This is a genomic window from Sphingobium cupriresistens (assembly GCF_004152865.1).
Lineage (GTDB): Bacteria > Pseudomonadota > Alphaproteobacteria > Sphingomonadales > Sphingomonadaceae > Sphingobium > Sphingobium cupriresistens.
The window spans coordinates 1-24,122 of sequence record NZ_SEOO01000021.1 but is presented as its reverse complement, the minus strand read 5'-3'; the positions used below and the strand labels follow the sequence as shown (position 1 = coordinate 24,122).

The following is a 24,122-nucleotide window of genomic DNA, read 5'->3' as shown; positions in this document are numbered from 1 at the left end:
ATGCAGCGGTCTTACTGGATCACGAAATTGGTGAAATAGACGTTATCGACGCCGCCATAGCCGGTCTTCTGCTTTAGCACATCGTTGATGATGACCTTGATCTTGCCCTGGAGCGCCTGCTTGCCTTGCGGCGTGTCGAGCACCTCCTGCGGCTGTTCCGCCAGCATCATCAGCATCTCGCTGCGGATCGGCATTTCATGCTGCTTGATCGCCGCGATCACGCGATAGTCATAATAGGTCGAAACGGCGACGGAGATCTGGGCGAAGGCGTCGGTGTCCGACATGTTCGACGTGAAGGGCGCCTGAAGCTGGAAATAGGTGGCCTGATAGGCGGCCGGATTGGCTGGCGTCGGCAGGTCGACGCCCTTGCCCGGCGCATGGCCCGTAGACACGACATGGCTTTCGCCGCCGGATTTGCCGCCGCCTTCGCCGCCACCGCCGCCGCCCGCTTCGCCAGCCCAGCCATGGGCGGTCGCGATCGCCTGCGCATCCTCACCGGCCAGCACCAACACGGGCTTGTTGGGATCTTCCTTCGGCCCCTCCGCCTTCGGGCTGAAGAAACCGGCGGCATAAAGTCCACCGGCGGCGCCCGCGCCACCCACGACGACGCCCACGACCAGCAGCAGGATCATCTTCATGCTCCCGCCCTTCTTTTTCTTGGCCTTTGGCTCGTCGCTCATATATCTGGTCCCCTACGAAAAGCGCTGGTCACGCATAGCGCGCGCGAACGGCACCGCCGGCGCTTTCGCCGACGTCCGTATGGTTAAGAACGGCAGCGTCACTTCCCGCTTTATGCCCCAGGGCGATATTTTCGCGTTGCTGGCCGTGGCCCTGCATATGCGACTGAGCGGACGATTGGCCGGGATTTTGGCCCATGCCCTGGCCTGCGCCCTGCCCCATGGATTGACTTGGATTTTGGCCCTGGCCGCCGGATTGCTGCTGCGACGAATTTTGGTTGCCGCTGCTGTCCGCACGCGCGGTTTCGGCGACATGGGGGGCGCGCTCTATCTTCACTTCGCTGATGCGCATGGCGGACAGGCCCGCGTCCAGCCTTAGCCGGTCGCTCTCCTGCCGCAAGGCCTGTTCGGCCGCCTCGGTCGCGACGGTCAGGTTGATGGCGGCGCCATCAGCGCCCTGTCGGATATCGACCTGGATCGGGCCGAGCTGGTCGGCGTTGATCTGAAACCGGCCCTGCGCCCCATTGGCCGACAGGCCGGCGACATCGCGCGCCAGCCCGTCGATCCACTGGCCCGAAACGCCCATATCGACAATCTGCGCGCCAAGACTGGCGGACAGGTCGATGGTCGGGATGACCGGCGCGGTGGGCGCGGTGGGCGCGAGCGGCTGGACGGTCGGCTGGACCAGCGGCGCCAGCGACGGGCTATCGTCGCTGATGGTTGTCGGCAGGATCGCTGACCCGACGTCGGGCGCCATGTCGCGGGCCGGCGCGGCGGTTTCAGGTCGGCGCGACGCGCGCAGGCTCATATGATCGCGCACCAACTGGAGCAGCGATACGGCTTCCGCGCGCGGCTTGACGGGAGCGGTCGGGATAGGGGCCTGTGCGACATCGGCGGGCAAATCCAGGGCTTCGGCGGTGGCGGGCGTGGCTGGCGTGGCGGGCGCGACCAAAGAGGCTGGCAGGCTTTCCGGGGTCGGTGCGACTAGAACCGCGACGGGCGGCGCAGCGGATACAGAGCCGGCCGTCGGCATCGACGCTGCCGAAGCGGGCTGGCCGGTCGGACGCAGGGCGTCCGGCGCAGGCGCAGCGGCGGGATGATCGGCGGCCATCATCGGCGCTTCGTCCGGCAATGTCGGCGCGACGCCTGGCGGAACGATTGTCGGAGCAGGCGACGCCGCCACTGCTGGAACAGCTAAGGCTGCGACTGGTGGCGTCGCGATCTGGGGGACCAGCGGCGCAGCGGATGCGGAGGCGGCTATCGGCATCGGGGTCGCCGGCGCGGGCGCGGGCGCGGTGACGGGATGGTCGGTGCCCCTGGCCCGCGCGTCGTCCGGCAGGCCCGGCGCCTCGCCTTGCGGAGCGATCGTCGGGACGGGCGACGCCACCGTTAGCGGGGCGGCCATGGCCGCGACTGGCGGCGTCGCGACCTGCGGGACCAGCGGCGCAGCCGATGCGGAGGCGGCTATAGGCTTCGAGGTTGTCCGCGCGGTAGCGGGATCGTCGATGGTCCTAGCCCGCGCGTCGTCCGGCAGCCTCGGCGCTTCGCCTTGCGGAACGATCGTCGCGACGGGCGACGCCGCCGCTGCCGGGACGGCCACGGCCGCGACTGGCGGTGTCGCGATCTGCGGGACCAGCGGCGCAGCGGATGTCGAGCGGGCCGTCGATATGGGGTTTGCCGAAGTGAGCGGGCTGGTCGGACGCGCGGCGTTGGACGCGGCGGCCGACTGATCAGCAGCGGGCATCCACGCTTCGGCCGTCAGCAGGGGCGCGGAGTCGTGCAGCGCGGCTATCGGCGCCGGTGAAGCCACCGTCTGGGCAGCAGGCGTTGCCGCGACAGCCGGGCCAGGGATGCTGGCGCTATCGAGGGGGGCGACCGGAGTTGGTTGCGCCATCCGCGCCGGGGCGCCGATCGAGGGCGCGCGGCGCGGCGCGGGCTTTACCTGTTCGGTCGGGGTCTGTTCAACTGGGGCGACGAAGAGCGGAAGGGCCGAAGCCGGTGGCGCCATGACCATGACGATCGGCGGGGATGAAGACTGGCCATCATCTTGCGCGACGGCGTTCGCTTCGTCGCTGGGAAGCTCCTCGGCTTCTGGCGTGTCAGCCATGTCGATTGGCGGCGCGGGGTGGCGCGGCGCAGCGGGATGCGCCGTGAGCGACGCGGGCGCAGGGGCAGCCGGTTCGACCGGCGGCGTGGCGGGCGTGGCGGAGGATGCTGCTGCAGGCGATATAGGCTCTGCCGCCTGTTCCGGCGTCGGGGCGTCGGTCCCTGGCATGGGGGTGTCGGCCATTGTATCGACCTGCGCCGGAATCAGCGCGATCGACGCATCGACCTCTGCGAGCGACGCCGGGACGAGCGCAGCGCCGGCGAGGGGCCGCGCCTCTTCAGGCTTTTGAAATGAAACAGCGAGTTGGACAGGTAAATGGAGGTTTGCTGTCTGCGGTTCGGGTGCGACAGAGATTAAGGGAGGGGTCGCATCGGCGACGACAGGATGCCATCCTTTTCCATCATGGTCCTGATATTCAAGCATTTTTTTGGATGCCGCGACGGCATCCGCAACGATGAAGGGCGCGATGGTCGGCCGCGCGGTTGCCGTTGAGGCTACACCGACGCTGTTCAACATTTGCGCAAAGTCGCCGCCGCCCTCAGTCGGGATGGCGTCCGTCTTCACGCCCGACGACGCGGACGTAGCGAACAAAAGCGCCTTGAGGCTGGTCAGCATCGTCATCGTCAAACATCCCCCTCACGCTGCATCCGGCGATAGCGCGGCAGCGCGGCAAGCTTGGTCTCGCGCCATGCCTCCAGATCCGCGCGGGCGCGGTCCTTGAGGCGGGTGGCGATTTCCTTCTCGCGGTTCGCTGCAAGAGTCATGCCTTCTTTGGCCTCGACCTTGCGCTTCGCATCATAAAGCGCGCCGTCAAGCTGTCGCCCGGCCTGTTCCAGCCGGGTCGCGAGTTCCTGCATCGCGGCGAAGGACGCGCCGGTCGCCATCCCCTGCGTCTCGAACAATTCGCTGCGCACCTTGGTCAGCCGTTCGATATTGCGGGCGAGGCCATCCGCCTCGTCGCGGGCGCGCGCGGTTTCCGCCACCGCCATGGCGTGCTGAACGTGGCGCACGCGCAACACGCGCTGGCGGCGACCGACTAGCCCCCTCATGCGCTAAAGCCCGCGACCAGCGCATCGGCGCTGGTGTCGAGATCGATGCGGCTCTTCTGGTCCTGGCGGATGAAGTCGAGGATTTCCTGGCGGCGCTTGACCGCTTCGTCGATGACCGGGTCGTTGCCGGGGCGATAGGCGCCCATCAGGATGAGGTCGCGATTTTCCTCATAGGCGGCCCAGAGGCGGCGATAATTGGCGGCGGCCATGCGATGTTCGTCATCCACCACGTCGGCCATGACGCGCGACAGCGACTTGCCGATATCGATGGCGGGAAAGATGGATTGTTCGGACAGGTGCCGCGACAGGACGAAATGCCCGTCGACAATGGCGCGGGCGGCGTCCACGATCGGATCGTCGGTATCGTCGCCATCGGCCAGCACGGTATAGAGCGCGGTGATCGAGCCGCCGGTGCGGGCGTCCACCCCGGCCCGCTCCACCAGACGCGGAATGAGCGCGAGGGCCGAGGGCGGATAGCCCTTCATCGCGGGCGGTTCGCCCAGCGCCAGGCCGATTTCGCGCTGGGCGTGGGCGCAGCGGGTCAGGCTGTCGATGAGGAGCAGCACTTTCTTGCCGCGGGCGCGATAATATTCGGCGATCGCGGTGGCGCGCGAGGCGGCGCGCAGGCGCAGTACCGGGGGATGATCGGCCGGCACGGCTACGACGATGCTCTTGTGCATCGTGTGCTTGAGCTTGGTTTCGAGGAAATCGCTGACTTCGCGGCCGCGTTCGCCGATCAGGCCGACGACGACGATATCGGCTTCGGCGCCGGCGATCATCTGGCCCATCAGCACGGATTTACCGACGCCAGAGCCAGCGATGATGGCGATACGCTGACCGCGTCCGGCGGTGAGCAGCGCGTTGACGGCGCGAACGCCCAGATCAAAGGCTTCGGTGACGCGGCCACGGTCGAGGACATTGCCCTTCACGCCGTTGAGCGGCCAGGTGCCGCCCGCGATGATCGGCCCCTTGCGGTCGAGCGGCTGGCCCATCGCGTCGATGACGCGACCGATCAGGCCGTCGCCCACCTGCACCATATTGGCCTGGCTGTCGGGTTCGACGCGGATGCCGTTTTCCAGCGGCGCGTCGGCGTCGAGCGGGACCAGCAGCGTGCGGTCGCCGCGAAAGCCCACGACTTCGGCGCGGCAGACGGAGCCATCGCTGGCCATGACGCGCGCGCCAGAGCCGATCGGACGACGAAAGCCGGTAACTTCCAACATGCCCGCATCATGGCTGACCAGACGGCCGATCCGGCGGGGCGCGCGGTTTTGCACCTGGAGATGGTCGAACAGGCTTTCGGCCTGGGCCAGCGCGGCGCGGATCATGCTTTCCCTTCCATATCGTCCATCAGCGCGCGCAGGCGGGCCAGACGGACGTCCGGTCCGTCCTCGACCCAGCCATCGGCGGTTTCGAGCCGCACGCAGCCGCGATGCATGGCCTTGTCGCCGACCAGCTTGACGCCGATCGTCTCGCCTTCCAGCAGCGTGATGTCGTCGGGATGGAGATGCAGGGCGCTCTTGCCCTCATTATCCTCAATGAAGGCGGCAACGGTGTCGCAGCGCTGCACCAGCCGTTCGATGTCGATCTCCACTTCGCCGACAATCTGTTCGACCAGGCGGACGACCGTGGCCGACAACATGGTGGACAACATGCCGCTGGGCGCGGGCGCGAGGGTTTCGAGCGCTTCGGTGAGGCGGGTGCGGGCTTCGCTTTCCTCCCCATGGGTCTGGGCGGTGACGCGGCAACCTTCATCGAAGCCCATGGTGAAGGCCTCCATCCGGGCCTCTTCCATCAGGTCGACTTCCGGTTCCGCCTCAATCACGCCGTTGCGCATCGTGCCGGCCTGCGGCATCTGCGGCGAGGTGTAGAGGCTGCGGAAGCCGCCTTCGACCGGGCGGAAGCCCGCGACCGCGACGGGTGCGGCCTCCTGGATCGCCTGCGCACCCCAGAAATTAGACAAAGTCGTTCCCCTTGCCGCCCAGCATGATGGTGCCGGCGTCGGCCATGCGGCGCGCGGTGGCGATGATGAGTTTCTGCGAATCCATGACCTCGGCCAGGCGGATCGGCCCGCGTTCCTCGATCTCGTCGGCGATGGCCTGCGCGGCGCGCGCCGACATGCAACTGAAGATCTTGGCCTTGAGCAGGTCGTTCACGCCCTTCAAGGCGACGACCAGCGCGGCACTGTCGACGGTGCGCATCAGCGTGCCCAGATTCTTGTCGTCCATGTCGATGAGGTTGTCGAAGACGAACATCTCCTCCTCGATCGTCTGGGCGATCATCTTGTCGCGTTTGGCGACGGCCTTCATGATCCGCTGCTCATTATCCTTGCGGACATTGTTCATGATCGCGGCCGCTTCGATGGTGCCGCCGCGCTGGGAGGCTGCGCCCTGCTTCTTGACCGGACCGCGCAGCAGCAGCTGTTCCAGATCGTCCAGCGCCTCGTTCGACACGGGGCCGAGCGTGGCGATGCGATAGACGATCTCTTCCTGATATTCGGCCGGCAGCAGTTGCAGCACGTCGGCCGCGACCGGCGCTTCCAGATGGGCCAGCACGATCGCCATGATCTGCGGATGCTCCATCTCGATCAACGTGCCGATTTCCTTGGCGTCCATCCATTTGAGCATTTCCAGCTGGGTGGAGCGGGTCGGCGGGGTGATGCGGGCCAGGATGGTTTCCGCGCGCTCCTCGCCCAGCGCCTTGGTCATGGCGCCGCGGATATGGCGGGTGGCGCCATAGCCGATGGTGGTGCGCTTCTTCGCCTTGGTGACGAAATGGTCGAGCGCTTCATTGACCTCTTCGGGATCGACGTCCGCCACATCATACATGGCGTAGCCTAGTTGGCGCACTTCGTCCGGCTCCAGGCGCGACAGGATCTGGGCGGCTTCATCCTCGTCAAAGAGCATGAGCAAGACGGCGGCGGCGGCGCTGCCTTTCAGCGCTTCGGGACGACCGGGAACGATCTCAGGCATTTTCCTTCTTCCCTTCCTTCAGAAGGTCACGGACGACGAGCGCGGCCCGATCGGGATCCTGCTTGACGAAATTGCGGATGAGGTCCGCGCGCTGGGCATAGTCGTAAGTGGAGGAGATCATGTCGAGCGTGACCTTGGGCTCCGCGCCGTCCGGCCCGGCGACGACGGCCTGCTTGGTGATTTCGCTGGAAATCTCGCGACCGATGCGCTGGCCTTCCTCCGGGGTCGGGGCCGCCAGAGCGTCGGGCGCTGCGGCGCGGCGCTTCAGGAGCGGGCGACCGATGCCGAAGATGACCAGCAGCGCGACCAGCAGCGCCGACACGTTGCGCACCAACGGCGACATCCAGTCGGCTTCATACCAGGGCGCTTCGGGCGTGGTTTCCTTGAGGAAGCTGCGCGAGGACAGGGCGACCACGTCGCCACGCCCCTGGTCGAAACCGACCGCGCCCTTGACCAGCGCTTCAAGCGCGGCGATTTCCTGGGGCGTGCGCGCCTTGCCGTCCGGCGCGGTGTCGAGCGCCACGGCGACCGACAGGCGCTTGACCGTGCCGATCGCGTCGCGGGTGACCGACACTTCACGGCCCAGTTCGAAACTGCGGTTGAAGGTTTCTTCGGTCTTCATCAGCGGGTTGGGCGGCGTGCCGGGGGTCGCTTGCGCGCCCTGCGCGGTCTGGCCCTGCGTCACGGCCTGGCCATTGGGGTTCGTCTGGGTCACGGTCGGGTTGACCGGGGCCTGATTGCTGAGCGCGCCGGGGATGCCCGACGCTTCGCCAGTCCCCTGGCCGCGCGGATCGGACGCCCAGGTGCCGGTTTCGTTGCGCAACCGCGCCTCATCCTGCGGGTAGGTTTCGCGGGTCGCCTGACGCTCGGCGAAATTCAGTTCGGCATGAACCTCGGTCGAGAAATTGCCGGCGCCCAGGATCGGCGTCAGCAGCGCGATCACCGACTGGCGATAGCGATCCTCGATCTTGCCCTGCACCGCCAGTTGACGATCGTCGGCGGCGTTGCCGTCATTATTGCTGAGCAGGCGGCCATTTTGATCGACCAGCGAGATATCGTCCGGGTTGAGTTCCGGTATCGAGGAGGCGACGAGGTGGACGATGGCGTTGACCTGCGCATCGGTCAGCGTCCGGCCGTTGGCCAGGCGCAGCATGACCGAGGCGGAGGGCTTGGACCGTTCGCGCAGGAACACGCTGGGCGGTTCGACGGCGAGATGCACCTTGGCGGTTTCGACGCTGTCGATCGCCTCGATCGTGCGGGCGAGGTCCATTTCGCGGGCGGAGCGCAGCTTTTCGCCCTCGACGGCGCGCGATGCGCCCATCGGCAGGCTGTCGATCATGCTGTTGCCGTCAGGCGCGCTCTTGGGCAGACCCTGGGCGGCGAGCATCATCTTCGCCTTGAAATAATCGTCTTCGCCAACGGTCATGCCGCCGCTGTTGTCGAAGTCATATTTGATGCCGCTCTGGTCCAAGACCTGCGCGACGGCGGACTTGTCGCTGTCAGGCAGGGCGCGGAACAGGTCGCGCTGCGGCGGTTCGCGCAGCGCCAGCCAGGCGGCGCCCGCCACCGCGACGGTGCCGAGCAGGCCGAGCAGCGGGAGGCTTTTCGCCACCGCCGGTTGTTTGATGAAGCCGGTGAAGCGCGCCTTGAGCGCGTCCATGCCCTTGGCGTTGCCGCCAAAGGCGGGAGCGAGAGCGGGAGCGGGCGTCGATGCGCCGACATTGGTGCTGAGTGCGTTTTCCATGGTTTAGACCGGCATGCTCATAATGTCCTTATAGGCGGACAGGAGTTTGTTGCGGACCTGGAGGGTCGCTTCGAAGCTGACCGACGCCTGCTGTTTGGCCAGCATGACGGCGGCGATATCGGTGGTTTCGCCACGTTCGAACGAGGCGGCGGCTTCGCCGGCCTGGGTCTGGAGGCCGTTGACCTGTTGCAGGGCGCTGTTGAGCGCCTCTGTAAAGCCGCCCGGCGCCGTGCCCTGGGCGCCGCCGACGCCAGGCGCGCCGACCGTTCCGGTCGAGGCGACATCGCGCAGGGCCGCGTTCTTTTGCAGGATGGCGTTGCGGATCGCCATGACGCTGTCAGTGGGTGAAACGCCGGTGACGGCCATGATTCAGCCCTCCTTCAAGCCGCTGCCAGCTCGCGCATCTCGGCGAGCCGATAGCGCAGCGTGCGTTCGGAAATGCCCAGCTTGCGGGCGGCGGCGGCGCGGTGACCATCGGTTTCGCGGAGGGCGGTGCGGATGGCTTCCAGCTTGCTGTGATGGGCGACGTCGCGCAGCCGGGTCGGTTCGACCGCGACGGACGCCGGCGCCGCGATCGGCGCGACCACGCGCAAAGGCTGCGGCGCGCCGGTCAGGTGCAGGTCATCCGCCTCGATCATCGCGCCGTCGCGCAGCACAAGCGCGCGCTGCAGCACATTGCCCAGTTCGCGGGCGTTGCCGCGCCAGAGATGGGCGGTCAGTTTATCCATCGCAGCGGCGCTAGGCCATACGAACGACGCCTTGGCCATGTCCTGATGACGCAGCAGCATCGCGGCGGCGATCGCGGCGACATCGCCGGGGCGTTCGGCCAGCGGACGCAGTTCCAGCGGCATGACGTTGAGACGCCAGTAAAGATCTTCGCGGAAGCGGCCCGCGGCGACTTCCTGCGCGAGGTTGCGGTTGCAGGCCGCGATGATGCGGACATTGACCGGAATGGGGTGGGTCGCGCCGACGGGCAGCACTTCGCCTTCCTGAAGCGCGCGCAGCAGCTTGGACTGGAGCGACAGCGGCAGTTCGGCGATTTCGTCGAGGAAGAGCGTACCGCCGTCCGCCGCGAGGAACAGACCTTCCGACGCATTGGATGCGCCGGTGAAGCTGCCCTTCTTATGACCGAACAGCATCGCTTCCATCATGGTTTCGGGCAGCGCTGCGCAGTTGACGGCGATGAAGTCATGGCCGGTGCGGCCCGACTGGGCGTGCAGGAAGCGCGCCATGCCTTCCTTGCCGGTGCCGGTGTCGCCCTGGATCAGAACGGTGGCGTCGCTGCGGGCGACACGGCCAGCTAGCGTCATCAGCCGGGCGCTGCCGCTGTCGCCGACCGCGGGGATGGCGGCGGGGCGGGCCAGTTCTGCGATCAGGGCGAAGGCGAAGCCCATATCCGCAATGCCAAAGGCGACCCGCGCCGGCAGGCCGTTGGCGGCGGACGCCAGCGACGGCGCGCCGTCACGCACGTTGATCAGGATATCGCGATAGGTGGCGTGACCGATTTCGGTCGCCAGCAGGATACGCCGGTCGTCCCTGTCACGGGGGTCGGCCGCATCGACGATGCGCACTTCATAGAAGGCATTTTCAAGCCAGTGCTGCAGCCCCGGAAGAAGCGCGCAGACGCCACGGCTCACGTCTAGTGTCGACATGAACAAAACCCCATCATTTGGCTGGCTTGTACCCCCGTACGCCCCAACCCCCTTCGATGGTTAACAAATAGCCCGTCTGTGGTTATCAGATAGTTAATGCCGTCTGCCGGCTTGCCGCAATGCGGCAGTTTTTTTCCGGCAAAAACGGCAATATCTCCGACTTCAGTCTAAGGCGCGCGCATTGCGCCCGCGTAAGGGCATTTTCGGGCCGCCCGAATCACGCCTTTTTCAAAAAAAACGACGTCGGCGCTAAAAGCCCGTGGCGCCCCGCCGTTATCCCCTTTCGAGGCCGCAAGCGCTCTAACGGATGGCAGCGACCTGATAGCGAAACGAAAGGGAACACCATGACTGTTATCGGAACCAACACTGCAGCGCTGCGCTCGGCCAATGCTTCGTCGATGGCCAGCAAGTCGCTGAGCACCGCAATGGAACGCCTGTCGACCGGCAAGCGCATCAACAGCGCCAAGGACGACGCCGCCGGCCTGGCCATCGCTTCCACCATGACCTCGCAGATCAAGGGCATGACCCAGGGCATCCGCAACGCCAATGACGGCATCAGCCTGGCGCAGACCGCGGAAGGCGCGCTGAACGAAGTCAGCAACATGCTGCAGCGTATGCGCGAACTGACCGTGCAGCGGAACAACGACACCAACAGCACCGAAGCGGTCGCCAACATCGACGCGGAAAAGGACCAGCTGGCTGTTCAGATCAACGACATCCTGACCAAGACCGAGTTCAACGGCAAGGCGCTCTTCCCGACCACCGATGACGTCGTGACGATCCAGGCCGGCGCCAACGACAGCGACACCGTGGAAATCACGTTGAGCGACATCGACGTGTCCGGCGTGGCCAGCGCCACCGAAGCGCTCGACACCGCCAATCTCGCCGCCTTCGACACCGCGTTGCAGACGGTCGCCACCGCCCGCGCCACGCTCGGCGCCGTGCAGAACCGCCTGGAATCGTCGGTCAACAACCTGACCAACAACATCACCAACCTGACGGACGCTCGCAGCCGCATTGAAGACGCCGACTTCTCGGCCGAAACGACGGCGCTCGCCAAGCAGCAGATCCTGAGCCAGGCGTCCACCGCGATGCTGGCCCAGGCCAACCAGAGCCAGCAGGGCGTGCTCAAGCTGATCGGCTAAGGCTTAACAAGATTGGTCGGCTGAGGTCTTGGTCACCGCCAGCCGCCCAAGTGGCCCCCGGCACATTAACAGTCCCCACCGTGCCGGGGGCGACACCTTCGATCGAACGACCAGCCTGTTTGAAGCCTCCGTCCCCCCGGACGGAGGCTTCTTCGCATGACCGCGGATACAGACTTGGCTTCGCCGGTTGTCCGCCCCATGATAAAAGCCATGAACGAGATTAATCGGCGCGCGATGATCGCCGCCTCCAGCGCCGCCCTCCTGCTGCCCGACATGCTTTTTGCCCAAACCGGCGGCGACGCCTTTTCCTGGGACAGGTTGGTTGGCCAGGCGCAGCGCCTCGCCCGCGCGCCGTTCAAGGAAACGCCGCCCCATCCCGGCGCAGCGGAGGTCGATTACGACGCCCTGCATCAGGCGCGGTTTCGCGACGCGCGCACTTTATGGGGCGACCTGCCCGGCGACACAGGGGTCCGTTTCTTTCCGTTGTCGGTGAACGCCGCCCAGCCCGTGTCGATCGCGATCGTCGAGAAAGGGCGCGCGAGCCAGCTGCGCTATGATCCCACCATGTTCGAAACGCCCGCGGGCAATGCCGTTGCCGCGCTGGGGCCGGATGCGGGCTTTGCCGGTTTTCGCATCATGAATGCGGCGCGCGACGGGGACTGGCTGTCCTTCCTGGGCGCGAGCTATTTTCGCGCGCCCAGCCCGCAAAAGCAGTTCGGCCTGTCGGCGCGCGCGATCGCGATCAACACCAGCCTGCCCGGCCAGGAGGAATTTCCCCGCTTCACCCATTTCTGGCTGGAGCGGACCGGCGCCAGCAGCGTCACCATCTATGCGCTGCTCGACGGCGCGTCGATCGCCGGCGCCTTCCGTTTCGTCAGCAGCCTGGGGCCGCAGGGTGTCCAGCAGGATATCAGCGCCGCCCTTTTCCCGCGCCGCGCCATTCCCGAACTGGGACTGATGCCGATGACCAGCATGTTCTGGTACGACCAAGCCAATCGCGTTCAGGGGACCGACTGGCGGCCGGAAATCCATGACAGCGACATGCTGTCGATCGCCAGCGCCGACGGCATCGCCCATGCCCGGCCGATCGTGAACCCGTCCGCGCCGCATTTCAGCGCGTTCAAGGAAGTCAGTCCGAAGGGCTTCGGGCTGCTCCAGCGCGACCGCGACTTCGACCATTATCAGGATGACGGCGTCTTCTACGATCGCCGCCCGTCGCTCTGGTCAACGCCGACCAGGCCGCTCGGCGCGGGCGCGGTGCGCCTCTACGCCTTTCCCACCGACAGCGAATATACCGACAATGTCGCCGCCTATTGGACGCCAGACGTCGCCCCGCGCGCGGGTGCGCGGATCGACCTGGCCTATCGGCTCGACTGGTCGGCGGCGCGCTCGCCCGCTTCGACCGGCATAGCCATCGTCGAAAATGTCTGGCGCGGACGCGGTGACGGCGATGCCGAACGACTGGTGATCGATTTCGCCGGCGTGGCGGCTGGCGGCAAGCCCGATATTTGGGCGGATGTGGCCAGCGGCACGCTCGTCAAGAAGGCCGGCTATCCGGTGTTGGGCCGCGACGGCCTGTTCCGCGCGGTGCTCGACATACAGCGCGCGCAGGGCAAGTCGGCCGATATTCGGATGCAGTTGCGGGCGGGCGATCGCGCGCTGAGCGAATATGTGCATTATCCGCTCGGTGTCTGAAGGGAACCGTCTATGCATCGGGCGGTTGTGACATATTGGGTCAATCGCGATGGGTCTGATGGATGATGGGGAATGGAGGCGCGCAGGCGCCGACCACCGATGCCGGGGGCAAGCCGCTGGCGCGGGCCTTTGAGCAGGTGCCGCCGGAAAGCGCGCTGGCGATGCCGGAACAGGATTTCGGCGTCAGGCCCGACCTGATCGCGCGCCGTCCGCTCAACATCGACATCTGGGCGCGGCGTTTGCTGGTGGTGCTCCTCGCCCTGCTCCCCGCCGCCATGGCCGCGCATGAGATGCGCCGGTCGATCGGGCTGGACGGGATTTCCGCGTGGGAGGGCGTCTATCTCGCGCTATTCATTCCGCTTTTCGCCTGGATCGCCTTTGGTTTCGCCACCGCGATGATCGGTTTCCTGCTGCTGACGGTCGGCAAGGGCCGCAGCGTGACCCCCCGCCCGCTCAACGCCGCCACCCCGCTCAAAGGCAAGACCGCCATCCTGCTGCCGGTCTGCAACGAGGATTTTCTGGGCGTGCTGGGCCGGCTGTCGATCATGGAGCGGTCGCTGGCCCAGGTGATGGGCGGCGAACGGTTCGAATTTTTCATCCTGTCGGATTCCAATCCCGAAAGTGGCGAAGTCGAGCGCCGCGCCTATCAGGAGATGCGCGCCTCCTTTTCCCGCCCCGTTCATTATCGGAGGCGGGCGCTCAATATCGGGCGCAAGCCGGGCAATATCGCCGAATGGGTGCAGCGTTTCGGCGGCGGTTACGATTATATGGTCGTGCTGGACGCCGACAGCGTGGTCAGCGGGCAGACGATGGCCCGGCTGGCTGCCGATATGGAGCGGCATCCCCATGTCGGTCTGATCCAGACCGTCCCCACCGTGATGGGCGCCGCCACTTTGTTCGCGCGCTGGCAGCAATTCGCCAGCCGCTTGTTCGGCCCGACCTCGGCCGCCGGCATGATCTGGTGGGCGGGATCGGAAGGCATGTTCTGGGGCCATAATGCGATCGTGCGGGTCAGCGCCTTCGCAGAAAGCTGCGGCCTGCCCGAATTGCCGGGCCGCGCGCCGTTCGGCGGGCATATATTGAGCCACGACATGCTGGAGGCCGCGCTGCTGCGCCGCCGCGGCTGGGACGTGCATATGGTCACGGCCGACGACAGTTTCGAGGAATTTCCGCCGTCGATGCCGGACCTGTTCACCCGCGACCGCCGCTGGTGCCAGGGCAATATCCAGCATGTGCCGTTGCTGGTGAAGATCAAGGGCCTGCATCCGGTCAGCCGGTTCCAGTTGCTGGTCGGCGCATCGGCCTATTGCACGTCGCCGCTCTGGCTGGCGCTGATGCTGGTGGTGCTGGGCGGCGCATTGGCCGGGGTGTGGCCGCCCGCCGCGATCCTGCCGTCGGGCGGATTGCTGGCGCTCACCGCGGTGCTGCTGTTCGGCCCCAAGATTTTGGCGATTCTGTGGGCGATGGCCGATCCGGCCCGGCGCATCGGCTTTGGCGGCGCGGCGCGGATGACGCGCGGCGTGCTGGTCGACATCATCCTGTCGATCCTGATGGCGCCGGTGGCGATGCTGACCCAGACGATCAATCTGTTCAGCATCTTGATGGGCCGCAAGGCGAGCTGGAACGGGCAGACCCGCGATCGCGACGGCATGGCGATGACCAGCGCGATCTGGCTGTTCAAATGGCATTTGCTGCTGGGCGCCGGGCTGACCGCGATGGCGGTGAAAGCCGGGAGCCTGGGCTGGATGTCGCCGGTGGTCGCCGGCCTGTTCGCCGCGCCGGTGCTGGCGGCGTTGACCGCGCGCAAGGATTTGGGGCGCAAGGCGGAGGAACATGGCCTGTTCCAGGTCGCCGATCCGTGGTGGCGCACGCAAAGCTATCGCCCGCTGCGCTTTCGCTGGCCGACGACGGATGGCCGGCGGGTCGGGCCGCTGGCGGCGAATGATGAGTGATGGATAGGTAATCAGCCGTTGTTGGGATCGCAGGACTGGGTTCCCGCCTTCGCGGGAACACCGCCAGCCTGAATGTCAGTCGTCCCAGTCGCGCAGTTTCTCGCGTAGCTTGTCGAGCGCCGCTTTCTTGATCTGGCACACCCGCGCTGCGCCGATATCCATGGTCTGGCCGATTTCCTCCAGATTGAGTTCCTCGACGAAATAGAGTTGCAGCACCAAAGCCTCGCGCTGGGGCAGTTCGCCGATGCAGGCGGCCAGCGCCTTTTTCAGCGATTCCCGCTCCATGACGTCGTCGGCGCGATCCTCGACATCCGCGAACCACATCGACTGGTCGGAATAGACCTCGTCCATGCTGGTATGTTGAACCATTTCGACGCTGTCGGCGATCTCGCGATAGGCGGCCGGCTCCAGCCCCATGTCGGCGGACATTTCGGCCTCGGTCGGCAAGCGGCCGAGCTTCTGCTCCAGCCGGTTGCGCACCCCGGCAAGTTCTTTCCGCCTGGCCATCGCCGACCGGCAAATCGTTGCCTGCCGCCGCAGATGGTCGATCATTGCGCCGCGCACGCGCAGTTGGGCATAGGCGGCGAAGCCCAGGCCGCGATCCTCGAAACTATTGGCGGACTCGACCAGTGCGACCATGCCGATCTGGAGCAAGTCCTCAATCTCTATCGCCGTCGATACGCGGCCATGGACGTGCCAGGCGATCTTGCGCACCAGCGGCATATATTGGCGGGCCAGCCGTTCGGGACTGTTGTCGCCGGGCTTGGCATAGGTATGGGCGCCGGCCGCAATCTTGTTCATATACATGGCTCAGCCTCCTTTCAGGCGACCCGCTCGCGCGCTTGTTCGCGCTGGGGCGCGGGGTCGTGGCGGGGCGTGGGGCGTTGTTCGTTGCCGACGACGGCCACGACTTCGACGCCCTTGCCATCGGGAATTTCGAGGAAGGACAGGATCGGCGTTTCGGGCAGATGCGGCTTGAACAGGCGGGCGAGCGCGCGGCGCGCGACCGGCGAGGTGACGATGGCGAAGTTGCGCGCCTGCCCCAGCAGCGGGCGGGCGGCGTGGATCACCGCCTCTACGATGCGGTTGGCGAGCGCCGGTTCGATCGGATGCTTGGCGTCGCCCGCGACGCGCATGGCCTGGGCCAGCAATCCTTCCAGATCGCCGTCCAGAGTGATGACCGGCAGCGGCATCTTCACCGGGACCAGACCCTGAATGATGAGCGCGCCGATGCGCTGGCGCACCGCCTCGACAAGCTGTTCGTGGCTCATGTCGGGGCGCGCGGCGTCGACCATGGCTTCGCAGATACGGCGGAAGTCCTTGAGCGCGATGCCTTCGGACAGGAGCGCGCGGCATAGCGCGCTGATCTGCGTCAGGCTGAGCGTGCCCGGCGTCAGGCCATCGACCAGTTGCGGCGCGGCGTCCTTGAGCGTGTCGAGCAGCTTGCGCGCTTCGTCCAGGCCGAACATTTCGGCCGCGTTCATGGCGATCAACTGGTTGAGGTGCGTGGCGACGACCGTCGGCGGATCGACCACGGTATAGCCCGCGACCACGGCTTCGCTGCGCTTGGCCTGCGAAATCCAGACGGCGTCGAGGCCGAAGGTCGGGTCTTTGGCCGGGCGACCGGCGACGGCGCCTTCCAGCGCGCCGCTGTCGAGCGCGAGCAGATCGTCGGGCCAGATCTCGTCTTCGCCGACGACCACGCCGGCGATGGTGATGCGATATTGGTTCGGCTCCAGCGCCAGATTGTCCTTCACGCGGACCATCGGCACGACGAAGCCCAGTTCCTTGGATAGCTGGCGGCGGATGCCGGTGATGCGGGCCATCAATGGGGCGCCCTTGCGCTCGTCGACCAGGGCGATGAGGCCATAGCCTATCTCCAGCCCCAGGATCGCCCCGTCCGACACATCGTCCCATTCGATGACGGCGGGATTAGGCGCGGGAGCGACCGGGGCAGGCTCGGCCGCCTTTTTCTGGACAGCCTTGCGCAATTGCCAGGCGATACCGCCGGCGATCGCCGCAGCGGACAGGATGATGAGGTGCGGCATACCAGGCAGGATGCCCAGAAAGCCCAGGATCGCGGCGACCGGCACCCAGGCGCGGCCCGACCCGAACTGGCCGGCGATCTGACCGCCCAGATCCTGCTCGCTCTTGACGCGGGTGACGATGGAGGCGGCGGCGATCGAGAGCAGCAGCGCGGGGATCTGCGCCACCAGCGCGTCGCCGATCGCCAGGACGATGTAAGTCTGCGCGGCTTCGCCGATGGCGAGGCCATGGCTGACCACGCCCAGGATGATGCCGCCGACGATGTTGATGACCAGGATCAGGATGCCCGCGACCGCGTCGCCCTTCACGAACTTGCTGGCGCCGTCCATCGACCCGTAGAAGTCCGCCTCGGTCGCGACTTCGACGCGGCGCAGCTTGGCTTCTTCCGGGGTCATGAGGCCCGCGTTGAGATCCGCGTCGATCGCCATCTGCTTGCCGGGCAAGGCGTCCAGGGTGAAACGCGCGCTGACTTCGGAGACGCGGCCCGCGCCCTTGGTGATGACGACCAGGTTGATGATCATCAGGATGGCGAAGACGAAGATGCCCACAACATAGTCGCCGCCGATCAGGAAGTGGCCGAACGCCTCGATCACCTGGCCTGCCGCGTCGGAGCCTTCATGGCCCGACACCAGCACGACGCGGGTGGAAGCGACGTTGAGCGCCAGACGCAGCAGCGTCGCGAACAGCAGCACCGTGGGGAAGCTGGAGAAATCGAGCGGCTTGCCCGCGTTCAGCGCCACCATCAGCACCGCCAAGGAAATCATGATGTTGGTGATGAATCCGATGTCCAGCATGACCGCCGGCACCGGGACCATCATGAACACAACGACCATCAACGTCGCGAACGGCAACACGGCGCCTTTGACGGCGCTCATCCAGATCTTCGCTTTGACTTGGGCGGGAGACATAAGGGGCCGTTACCTTCCGAGGGTGGCGAGCATGAGATAGGCGAGGCGCGCGGTCTGTGGCTGCGGGCGGATGGCGACATCCACCTGCTCGCTCAGCCGCTGGGTTTCGATCCGCACATAGTCGGCGGGCTGGACCGTCTTCGCGCCCGAAGGTAGCGCGGCGGCCGCATATTGGATGTCGGCGCCGAGACCATCGGAGCTTTTCAGAAGCTTCGAGGCGAAGCGATCGCGGATTTCGGCGAAGCTGCGGGCATTGCCGCTACGGTCGAAGAAGATCGAGCGGTTGGCGCGCGCCGCCGACGGAAACAGCGATGCCGCGCTCGCATCAGGCGCGCGGTCATGGACCGACAGGAATTTGGATGCGCCGCCTACGCCCAGGAAATGGGCGAGATAGAGATCGACCGGCTGCGCTTCGCGGCCCAGCTTCGATTCCAGATAGGCCTTGTTGTCGGCGGCATGTTCCGCCGCCATCACCGACGCGGTTTCGGGATGTTTGCGCAGGTCGAGTATTTGCTGGCGCAGTTCCGGGTCGGCCACATAGTAACGGCCACCGCTCTGCTGGATCGCATCGGACGCCCAGCCCAGCCCATATTCGCCGCCATGCTTGTCGACGACGGCGAGCCAGCTCTGGTCGATGAACTGATAGAGGCCGGTGGCGGACGATGTCGCCGCACGGGCCGTGGGGTTCAGGCTGGATTCGATCTTGGCCTGACCGAGCAAATAGGAGAAGTCGACACCAGTACGGCGGCTCGCCATCGCAATCGCGTTAGTGACGCGATTGCCTGTCGAAGTCCCGGTTGCTGATATGTCTGCGAAAGCCGACACGACTAAAATCCTCACTTGCTAGCGAGGACGTTAGAGCAAGGCTTGTGCCAAGATTTGGTTAACGCGGGCGAAGGAAATCGCGCCCACAACGAAAAACGGCGCCGTAGGGCGCCGCTTTAGTCGAAACCGAAATTTATTTGAGTGGCCGCCCGTTTACCGGCCGTAGGTCAGCGGCGCGGTCTGCGCGCCATGGGCGGCAAGGATGGCGAGTCGCTGTTGCGCATGATCGGCGAGCAGCTTGACGCGGATACGGGCGCTATCGAGCAACGGCACCATGACGGCCAGCCGTTCGATCACAGCCGGTTCGGAACGCCAGGCGCCGATCGCGCGGACGGAGGCAGCCGCGCGGCTGACGCGATTGCTGGCCAATTCGATGGCGGCGGCGTCGACGCCATCGAGCACGTCGCGAAGATCTTCGAAAGCGTCGAAAAGATCATCCAGCGCGGCAAGACCCAATGGCATGATCTATGTCCCTTATCAGGCCGCTGACAGGTCTAGGGCGACCATGCGCTCGGCGATGGCGTTGGCGTCCACCGGGTAGTTGCCCGATGCGATCGCGGCTTTGATCGCGGCGATGCGATCCATATCAACCGGCGCACCCTGCGCGGCCATGCGCGCGGCGGGACTGGCCGACGCGGCGCTGGCGGAGGACGTGGCCGAACCGGTGGCGGCGGACGCGCGCGTCTTGGCCCCTTCCCGCAGACGGGTCGCCTCTATGGCGGCGCTGATATTCTGGCCCACAGACTTGATCATTTGGGTAAATCCTTCACTCGTCCCTATGGCGTATAACGGACAAGTTCAAAAATCATTAAATCCCGGAATGCGCACAACGCCCATTTGTACGACCTGGGCGAAAATCGGCGCGCTTTTCTTGTCTTCGCGCACGCGGATCGTCTCGCCCATGGCGCCATCCTCATCCGCGACCATCATGCGCGACACGCTGAAGACGGCGTTGCCGGCCATCAACTGCACAGGATCGCCCTTGCGCACGACCGCCTCTTTCGCCGCGACCGGCGCGGCGCGGGTGAAACGGTTGGCGGCGCCATAGGCCGGAGCCGAACGGGGCACCGGCCCCGATGCCGCGGCGGATGCGCCCGCGATCAACGGCACGCGGATGCGCCAGCCCAGCGCCGCGCATTGCACCATCGCCGCGCCGAACACCGGGCCGTCGACGCTGGGCGTGGTCGGGCAGGCGGCCAGGCGAAGGCGGCGATCGACCGGTGCGGCGGGGCCGCCCGGTTCGCCCAGATTGGCGCCGACGGTCATCGCCACCAGGCTGTCGATGCGATCGAGATTCTCGAATTTCTGGTTTCCCTGCACCTGGGCCAGCGCGGGCGACACGCTGGTCAGCGCGGCGGCGGCGAGAAGGAGGGACGACAATCGAAACACGGCATGTCTCCTGACGGACGGACGGTCTTTGCCAGGATTTCAGCAATATCCGTGCCAATCATCCCTAACGGCCCGGCGCGATATGGATCACCTGCCCCTGCGGCTGCCCTGACCCTGGCCGGCCGTCGCCCTGATCGAGGCCGCGGATCAGCAGGCGATCCTGTGCGATGCCGTTCATGCGCAGCGCGCGCGCAACCGCACCCAGCCGCGCCGCCGCCAGATCCCAGTCGTCGAAGCGCTGCCGGCCCCGGTCCGACCCGTCGCTGCGGATTTCCAGCCCGCCCGGCTCCCGCGCAAAACGCTGCGCCACGATGGCGAGGCGCGCGCGACCGGCGTCGCTCAACAAGGCGTCGCCCGGCACGAACAGGTCGGCGGCGCGCAATTCCACGCCCTGCCGCATCGCCCGTCCGCCAAATTGCTGGCTGACCTGCGACAACATGGCGTCGCGGCGCGATCCGCTGGCTTGTAGCAGCACGAAGAAGGCGAGGAGGAGCAGGAGAAGATCGGCAAAACTGACCGCCCAGCGATTGCGCCGGGCAACGGTAACGGATGCCGTCGAAAGCGGCGCGCTCATGCGACTTCGCGAATCGCGGCGCGGCGCAGCGGCGCATTTTCGCGGCGCGCGATCGCCAGCATCCGGTCCGCCACTTCCCGCTGCCAGGCCAGTTCGCGTTCGGACAGGTCGGACAGGCGCGCGGCGATCGGCGCGGCGATGATGTTGGCGATGACGACGCCGTAGAAGGTGGTGAGGAGCGCCAGCGCCATGGCGGGGCCAAGCGCGGCGGGATCGTCCATGGCGGCGAACATGCCAATGAGGCCGATGATCGTGCCGGCCATGCCCAGCGCCGGCGCGGCGTCGGCGATCGACAGCCAGGCCTTGTGGACCGCGCCATGACGCTGCCCCCGGTCCGCCAGCGTCTGCGCTACCCACAGTTCGAACATGTCGGCGCGCTCGCTATTGGCCAGCTTGCGCGCAGCTTCGGTCAGGAAGATATTGTCGGTCTTCACCCGGTCGGTGCAGGACAGGCCGCGCAGTTGCGCCACCTGGTCGATCTTCAGCATCGCCGCCCGCGCAGCGTCGCGATCGCGTGCCGGATCGGCGGTCATGAGCGGATGCAGCGCCGCCACGGCACGCGCCATTTCCCCGCCGCCGTTCTGGAACAGCGCCACCAAGGCGATCCCGCCCAACATTGCCGCCAAGGTCCATGGATCGAACAAATGGCCGATAATCGCGATCATGAGCGCCTGTTCCTTGTCGTCTCGTCCGACAGCGGCAACGCCCTGCCGCCGCCCGGCAAAATTTTGCCGCCCTTGCCGCCTCTCCTGCAAAAAGCCCGGTTTTCCGCGATTGCCCGCGCTGCCGATACGTCACCCACGCAAATTGGCACGGCTCTTGCTCATCTCAGGCTGGATCACCCGCAGGAGACGCCATCAGGTGTCAGAACGGCGGGGGACGGCAAATATTTAGAGCGAATTTGACGATGGCAGTGGAAGACAATCTCTTCGGGATACATGGGAAGGCGCTGGCGCTGCGTTCGCAACGCCTGTCCCTGCTCGCGTCCAACATCGCCAATGCCTCCACGCCTGGCTACAAAGCGCGCGACATCGATTTCGAGGCCGCGCTAAAGGAAGCGACGACGCGGGCCGGCAGCAGCGCGACCGATGTTTTGCAGGCCGCAGACGATGCCATGGGTTATCGCGTGCCGCTACAGCCCAGCCTGGATGGCAACACCGTCGAGCTGAGCACCGAACAGACGCTGTTTGCCGAAAATGCGGTCAAATATCGCACGACCCTGTCCTTTCTGGAGGGTCGCATCAACACCATCAACCGCGCCCTGAAGGGAGAATGAGCATGAGCAATTCGCCGCCCATGAACGTCTTCGACATTGCCGGCCGCGCCATGAGCGCGCAGCTGGTGCGCCTGAATGCGACCGCGTCCAACATGGCGAACGCCGGCAACGTCACCGGCAGCGCCGCGGAAGCCTATCGCGCTATCAAGCCGGTGTTCGAATCCGTGACTGACACGCCCGGCGTATCGACCGTCAAGGTCAAGAATGTCGTCACTACCAGCGCCGAGCCGACCAAGCGCCACGATCCCAACCATCCGCTGGCGGACGCCAATGGCGATGTCTGGGAAGCGGCGGTGGATGGCAATGCCGAGCTGGTCGACATGATCGAGACCGCCCGCATGTACCAGAATAATGTGCAGGTGCTCAACACCGCCAAATCCCTGATGCTTGAGACCATAAGGATCGGCAAATGACGACGACCTCCACCGTCACCGACAGCGCGGGGCTTTCGGTCTATAATGCCAATGCCACGGTCGGCACGGGCAACGCGAATATGGACCAGTCGAGCTTCCTGACGCTGCTGACCGCGCAGATGCAGTATCAGGACCCGTTCGAGCCGGTCGATAACGCCCAGATGGTGTCGCAGATGGCGACCATCACCAATTCGTCCGGCATCGCGGAAATGAACGCGACGCTCAAGAGCCTGGCGAGCGAGATGACCGGCACGCGGCTGGGCGATGCGGCGAGCTGGATCGGCAAGTCGATGCTGGTGCAGAGCAATATCGCCGCGCCCGATGCGTCCGGCACCTATGCAGGCCAGATCACCCTGCCCGCCGCCACCGAAGGCGCGACCATCGACCTGGTCGACAGCAGCGGCAATGTGGTCAAGACCATCGACATGGGATCGCAGGCCGCCGGCGACGTCACCTTCTATTGGGACGGCAAGGATGACACGGGCGAAACCGTCTCAACCGCCGCCCTGCAGGTCAAGGTTAACGGCGCAACGCCCTCCAAGGTCGCGACCTGGGCCACCATCGCCGCCGTCCAGTCACCCGCCGACGGTTCATCCTCCAAACTCATCACCGCGCTCGGCAGCTACAGTCCGTCCGACGCGATCAGCCTGATGTAAACCCGCCTTATCCAACCATCCTTTTCACCCAAGGAGTAACGCCATGTCCTTCTATATCTCCCTGTCGGGCCTGAAAGCATCGCAGACCGACCTGTCGACCATCTCGAACAACGTCGCCAACGTCAGCAGCACCGCGTTCAAGAAGAGCAAGGCGCAGTTCGGCGACATCTTCGCCGCCGCGCCGATGCAGACCACGAGCCAGGTCGCCGGCCAGGGCGTGCGTGTGCAGGGCGTCGCCCAGCAATTCACGCAGGGCACGCTGGAAACCACCGACAAGACGCTCGACCTCGCCATCACCGGCGAAGGCTATTTCACGGTCAGGGGCGAAGATGGCACCATCAGCTACACCCGCAACGGCGCCTTCGCCGTTGACGACGACCGCTTCGCCGTCGATACGACCGGCGCGCGCATCCAGGTGTTCGCCGTTGATCCCGCCATCGGCGACACCACCGTCGATCCGATCGGCGCGACCCCGGCCGACCTGACCGATCTGCAGATCCCCAACACCTATGACGGCACGGCCGATGGTGCGCAGCTGACCAGCGTAGGCGTTGGCAAGGATGGCCTGGTTTCGGCGGTCTATGCCGACGGCAGCACCGTCTATCTGGGTCAGGTCGCCATGGCGTCCTTCAACAGCCAGGAAGGCCTGCGGCAGGAGGGCGACGCCCACTGGACGTCGACCGTGGCGAGCGGCGCGCCGATCCTGGGCACCGGCAATCAGGGCATGTTCGGCGCGGTGAACAGCGGCATGTTGGAACGCTCCAACGTCGATATCACCGACGAACTGGTGAACCTGATCGCGGCGCAGCGCAATTTCCAGGCGAACAGCAAGGCGATCGAGGCCGCCAACACGCTGACCACGACCATCGTCAACCTGCGCACCTAATTCAGCTTGGCGCCCTGATACTCCGTTCGCCCTGAGAGCCCGATCCGAAAGTTGTTGAGCAATACCAGCATGTTGTGATTCAGCCGTCTTTGCGACAAGATGGAGTGAATGGTGGCATGGACTGGTATTGCCCGGCGAGAGCATAGTCGGGAAGGTTTG

The 24,122-nt window shown here is 65.9% G+C and carries 25 protein-coding genes; 8 read left to right on the top strand and 17 right to left on the bottom strand.

The window, feature by feature from the left end; translation table 11 throughout:
• Window positions 1-11: 11 nt before the first annotated feature.
• The 9 genes from EWH12_RS13325 to EWH12_RS13285 are packed head-to-tail and all read right to left on the bottom strand — an operon-like array spanning window position 12 to window position 10,198.
• Window positions 12-680 (bottom strand): flagellar basal body-associated FliL family protein, encoded by a 669-nt coding sequence (locus EWH12_RS13325; protein ID WP_129926895.1) that lies wholly within the window; start codon window positions 678-680, stop codon window positions 12-14.
• Between the two features lie 28 nt (window positions 681-708).
• Window positions 709-3,405: a flagellar hook-length control protein FliK gene (locus tag EWH12_RS22670; protein WP_242496054.1), complete on the bottom strand. Its 2,697-nt coding sequence runs from the start codon at window positions 3,403-3,405 to the stop codon at window positions 709-711.
• Between the two features lie 2 nt (window positions 3,406-3,407).
• The gene (locus tag EWH12_RS13315) at window positions 3,408-3,833 is read right to left on the bottom strand and encodes a hypothetical protein (protein WP_066600034.1); all 426 of its coding nucleotides are present in this window, start codon (window positions 3,831-3,833) and stop codon (window positions 3,408-3,410) included.
• Window positions 3,830-5,158: a FliI/YscN family ATPase gene (locus EWH12_RS13310; protein ID WP_066600031.1), complete on the bottom strand. Its 1,329-nt coding sequence runs from the start codon at window positions 5,156-5,158 to the stop codon at window positions 3,830-3,832. The genes EWH12_RS13315 and EWH12_RS13310 overlap by 4 nt, the downstream gene beginning before the upstream one ends.
• Window positions 5,155-5,793 (bottom strand): FliH/SctL family protein, encoded by a 639-nt coding sequence (locus EWH12_RS13305; RefSeq protein ID WP_422917734.1) that lies wholly within the window; start codon window positions 5,791-5,793, stop codon window positions 5,155-5,157. The genes EWH12_RS13310 and EWH12_RS13305 overlap by 4 nt, the downstream gene beginning before the upstream one ends.
• Window positions 5,786-6,802 (bottom strand): flagellar motor switch protein FliG, encoded by a 1,017-nt coding sequence (fliG, locus tag EWH12_RS13300; protein WP_066600030.1) that lies wholly within the window; start codon window positions 6,800-6,802, stop codon window positions 5,786-5,788. The genes EWH12_RS13305 and fliG overlap by 8 nt, the downstream gene beginning before the upstream one ends.
• Entirely contained in the window at window positions 6,795-8,546 is a 1,752-nt protein-coding gene (gene fliF / locus EWH12_RS13295) for a flagellar basal-body MS-ring/collar protein FliF (protein ID WP_129926894.1), read from the bottom strand. Before fliF ends, fliG begins: the two co-directional genes overlap by 8 nt.
• Window positions 8,547-8,549: 3 nt before the next feature.
• Window positions 8,550-8,912: a flagellar hook-basal body complex protein FliE gene (fliE, locus tag EWH12_RS13290; protein WP_129926893.1), complete on the bottom strand. Its 363-nt coding sequence runs from the start codon at window positions 8,910-8,912 to the stop codon at window positions 8,550-8,552.
• Window positions 8,913-8,926: 14 nt separating this feature from the next.
• On the bottom strand, window positions 8,927-10,198 hold the full coding sequence (locus EWH12_RS13285) for a sigma-54 interaction domain-containing protein (RefSeq protein WP_066600024.1): 1,272 nt from the start codon (window positions 10,196-10,198) through the stop codon (window positions 8,927-8,929).
• Between the two features lie 344 nt (window positions 10,199-10,542).
• On the opposite strand from EWH12_RS13285, the gene EWH12_RS13280 reads away from it, so the two are divergent.
• From EWH12_RS13280 to mdoH, 3 genes are all read left to right on the top strand, one after another.
• Entirely contained in the window at window positions 10,543-11,343 is an 801-nt protein-coding gene (locus tag EWH12_RS13280) for a flagellin N-terminal helical domain-containing protein (protein WP_066600021.1), read from the top strand.
• Window positions 11,344-11,553: 210 nt separating this feature from the next.
• Window positions 11,554-13,038: an OpgD/OpgG family glucan biosynthesis protein gene (locus EWH12_RS13275; RefSeq protein ID WP_129926892.1), complete on the top strand. Its 1,485-nt coding sequence runs from the start codon at window positions 11,554-11,556 to the stop codon at window positions 13,036-13,038.
• Window positions 13,039-13,100: 62 nt separating this feature from the next.
• Window positions 13,101-14,990, top strand: a complete 1,890-nt coding sequence (gene mdoH / locus EWH12_RS13270) for a glucans biosynthesis glucosyltransferase MdoH (RefSeq protein WP_082678952.1) — start codon at window positions 13,101-13,103, stop codon at window positions 14,988-14,990.
• Window positions 14,991-15,065: 75 nt separating this feature from the next.
• Here the strand turns inward: mdoH and EWH12_RS13265 are convergent, their stop codons facing one another.
• The 8 genes from EWH12_RS13265 to EWH12_RS13230 all read right to left on the bottom strand — a co-directional run bounded on the left by EWH12_RS13265 (window position 15,066) and on the right by EWH12_RS13230 (window position 21,397).
• Window positions 15,066-15,797, bottom strand: coding sequence for a sigma-70 family RNA polymerase sigma factor (locus EWH12_RS13265; protein WP_066600016.1), 732 nt, complete (start codon window positions 15,795-15,797; stop codon window positions 15,066-15,068).
• A gap of 14 nt (window positions 15,798-15,811) precedes the next feature.
• The gene (flhA, locus tag EWH12_RS13260) at window positions 15,812-17,944 is read right to left on the bottom strand and encodes a flagellar biosynthesis protein FlhA (protein WP_129926891.1); all 2,133 of its coding nucleotides are present in this window, start codon (window positions 17,942-17,944) and stop codon (window positions 15,812-15,814) included.
• Between the two features lie 9 nt (window positions 17,945-17,953).
• Complete coding sequence (locus EWH12_RS13255; protein WP_129926890.1) at window positions 17,954-18,769, bottom strand: lysozyme family protein; 816 nt, start codon at window positions 18,767-18,769, stop codon at window positions 17,954-17,956.
• A 153-nt stretch (window positions 18,770-18,922) separates the two neighbouring features.
• The gene (locus tag EWH12_RS13250; RefSeq protein WP_066600009.1) at window positions 18,923-19,231 is read right to left on the bottom strand and encodes a hypothetical protein; all 309 of its coding nucleotides are present in this window, start codon (window positions 19,229-19,231) and stop codon (window positions 18,923-18,925) included.
• 15 nt (window positions 19,232-19,246) lie between these two features.
• The gene (gene flgM, locus EWH12_RS13245; protein ID WP_066600005.1) at window positions 19,247-19,522 is read right to left on the bottom strand and encodes a flagellar biosynthesis anti-sigma factor FlgM; all 276 of its coding nucleotides are present in this window, start codon (window positions 19,520-19,522) and stop codon (window positions 19,247-19,249) included.
• A 45-nt stretch (window positions 19,523-19,567) separates the two neighbouring features.
• Entirely contained in the window at window positions 19,568-20,158 is a 591-nt protein-coding gene (locus tag EWH12_RS13240; RefSeq protein ID WP_066600002.1) for a flagella basal body P-ring formation protein FlgA, read from the bottom strand.
• 64 nt (window positions 20,159-20,222) lie between these two features.
• Entirely contained in the window at window positions 20,223-20,732 is a 510-nt protein-coding gene (locus EWH12_RS13235; RefSeq protein ID WP_129926889.1) for a flagellar motor protein MotB, read from the bottom strand.
• The gene (locus tag EWH12_RS13230) at window positions 20,729-21,397 is read right to left on the bottom strand and encodes a MotA/TolQ/ExbB proton channel family protein (RefSeq protein WP_066599998.1); all 669 of its coding nucleotides are present in this window, start codon (window positions 21,395-21,397) and stop codon (window positions 20,729-20,731) included. Before EWH12_RS13230 ends, EWH12_RS13235 begins: the two co-directional genes overlap by 4 nt.
• Between EWH12_RS13230 and EWH12_RS13225 the strand changes: the two genes are divergently transcribed.
• Genes EWH12_RS13225 through EWH12_RS13205 form a run of 5 tightly spaced genes read left to right on the top strand, consistent with a single transcriptional unit; the run spans window position 21,377 to window position 23,963 of the window.
• Window positions 21,377-21,637: a hypothetical protein gene (locus EWH12_RS13225; protein ID WP_129926888.1), complete on the top strand. Its 261-nt coding sequence runs from the start codon at window positions 21,377-21,379 to the stop codon at window positions 21,635-21,637. The genes EWH12_RS13230 and EWH12_RS13225 overlap by 21 nt on opposite strands.
• Window positions 21,638-21,639: 2 nt before the next feature.
• Entirely contained in the window at window positions 21,640-22,008 is a 369-nt protein-coding gene (gene flgB, locus EWH12_RS13220) for a flagellar basal body rod protein FlgB (RefSeq protein WP_066599997.1), read from the top strand.
• Between the two features lie 2 nt (window positions 22,009-22,010).
• Window positions 22,011-22,421, top strand: coding sequence for a flagellar basal body rod protein FlgC (gene flgC / locus EWH12_RS13215; RefSeq protein ID WP_129926887.1), 411 nt, complete (start codon window positions 22,011-22,013; stop codon window positions 22,419-22,421).
• Entirely contained in the window at window positions 22,418-23,077 is a 660-nt protein-coding gene (locus EWH12_RS13210) for a flagellar hook assembly protein FlgD (RefSeq protein ID WP_129926886.1), read from the top strand. Before flgC ends, EWH12_RS13210 begins: the two co-directional genes overlap by 4 nt.
• A gap of 43 nt (window positions 23,078-23,120) precedes the next feature.
• Window positions 23,121-23,963 carry a flagellar hook-basal body complex protein gene (locus EWH12_RS13205; RefSeq protein ID WP_129926885.1) on the top strand — a complete coding sequence of 281 codons (843 nt, stop codon included), beginning with the start codon at window positions 23,121-23,123 and terminating at the stop codon, window positions 23,961-23,963.
• Window positions 23,964-24,122 lie beyond the last annotated feature (159 nt).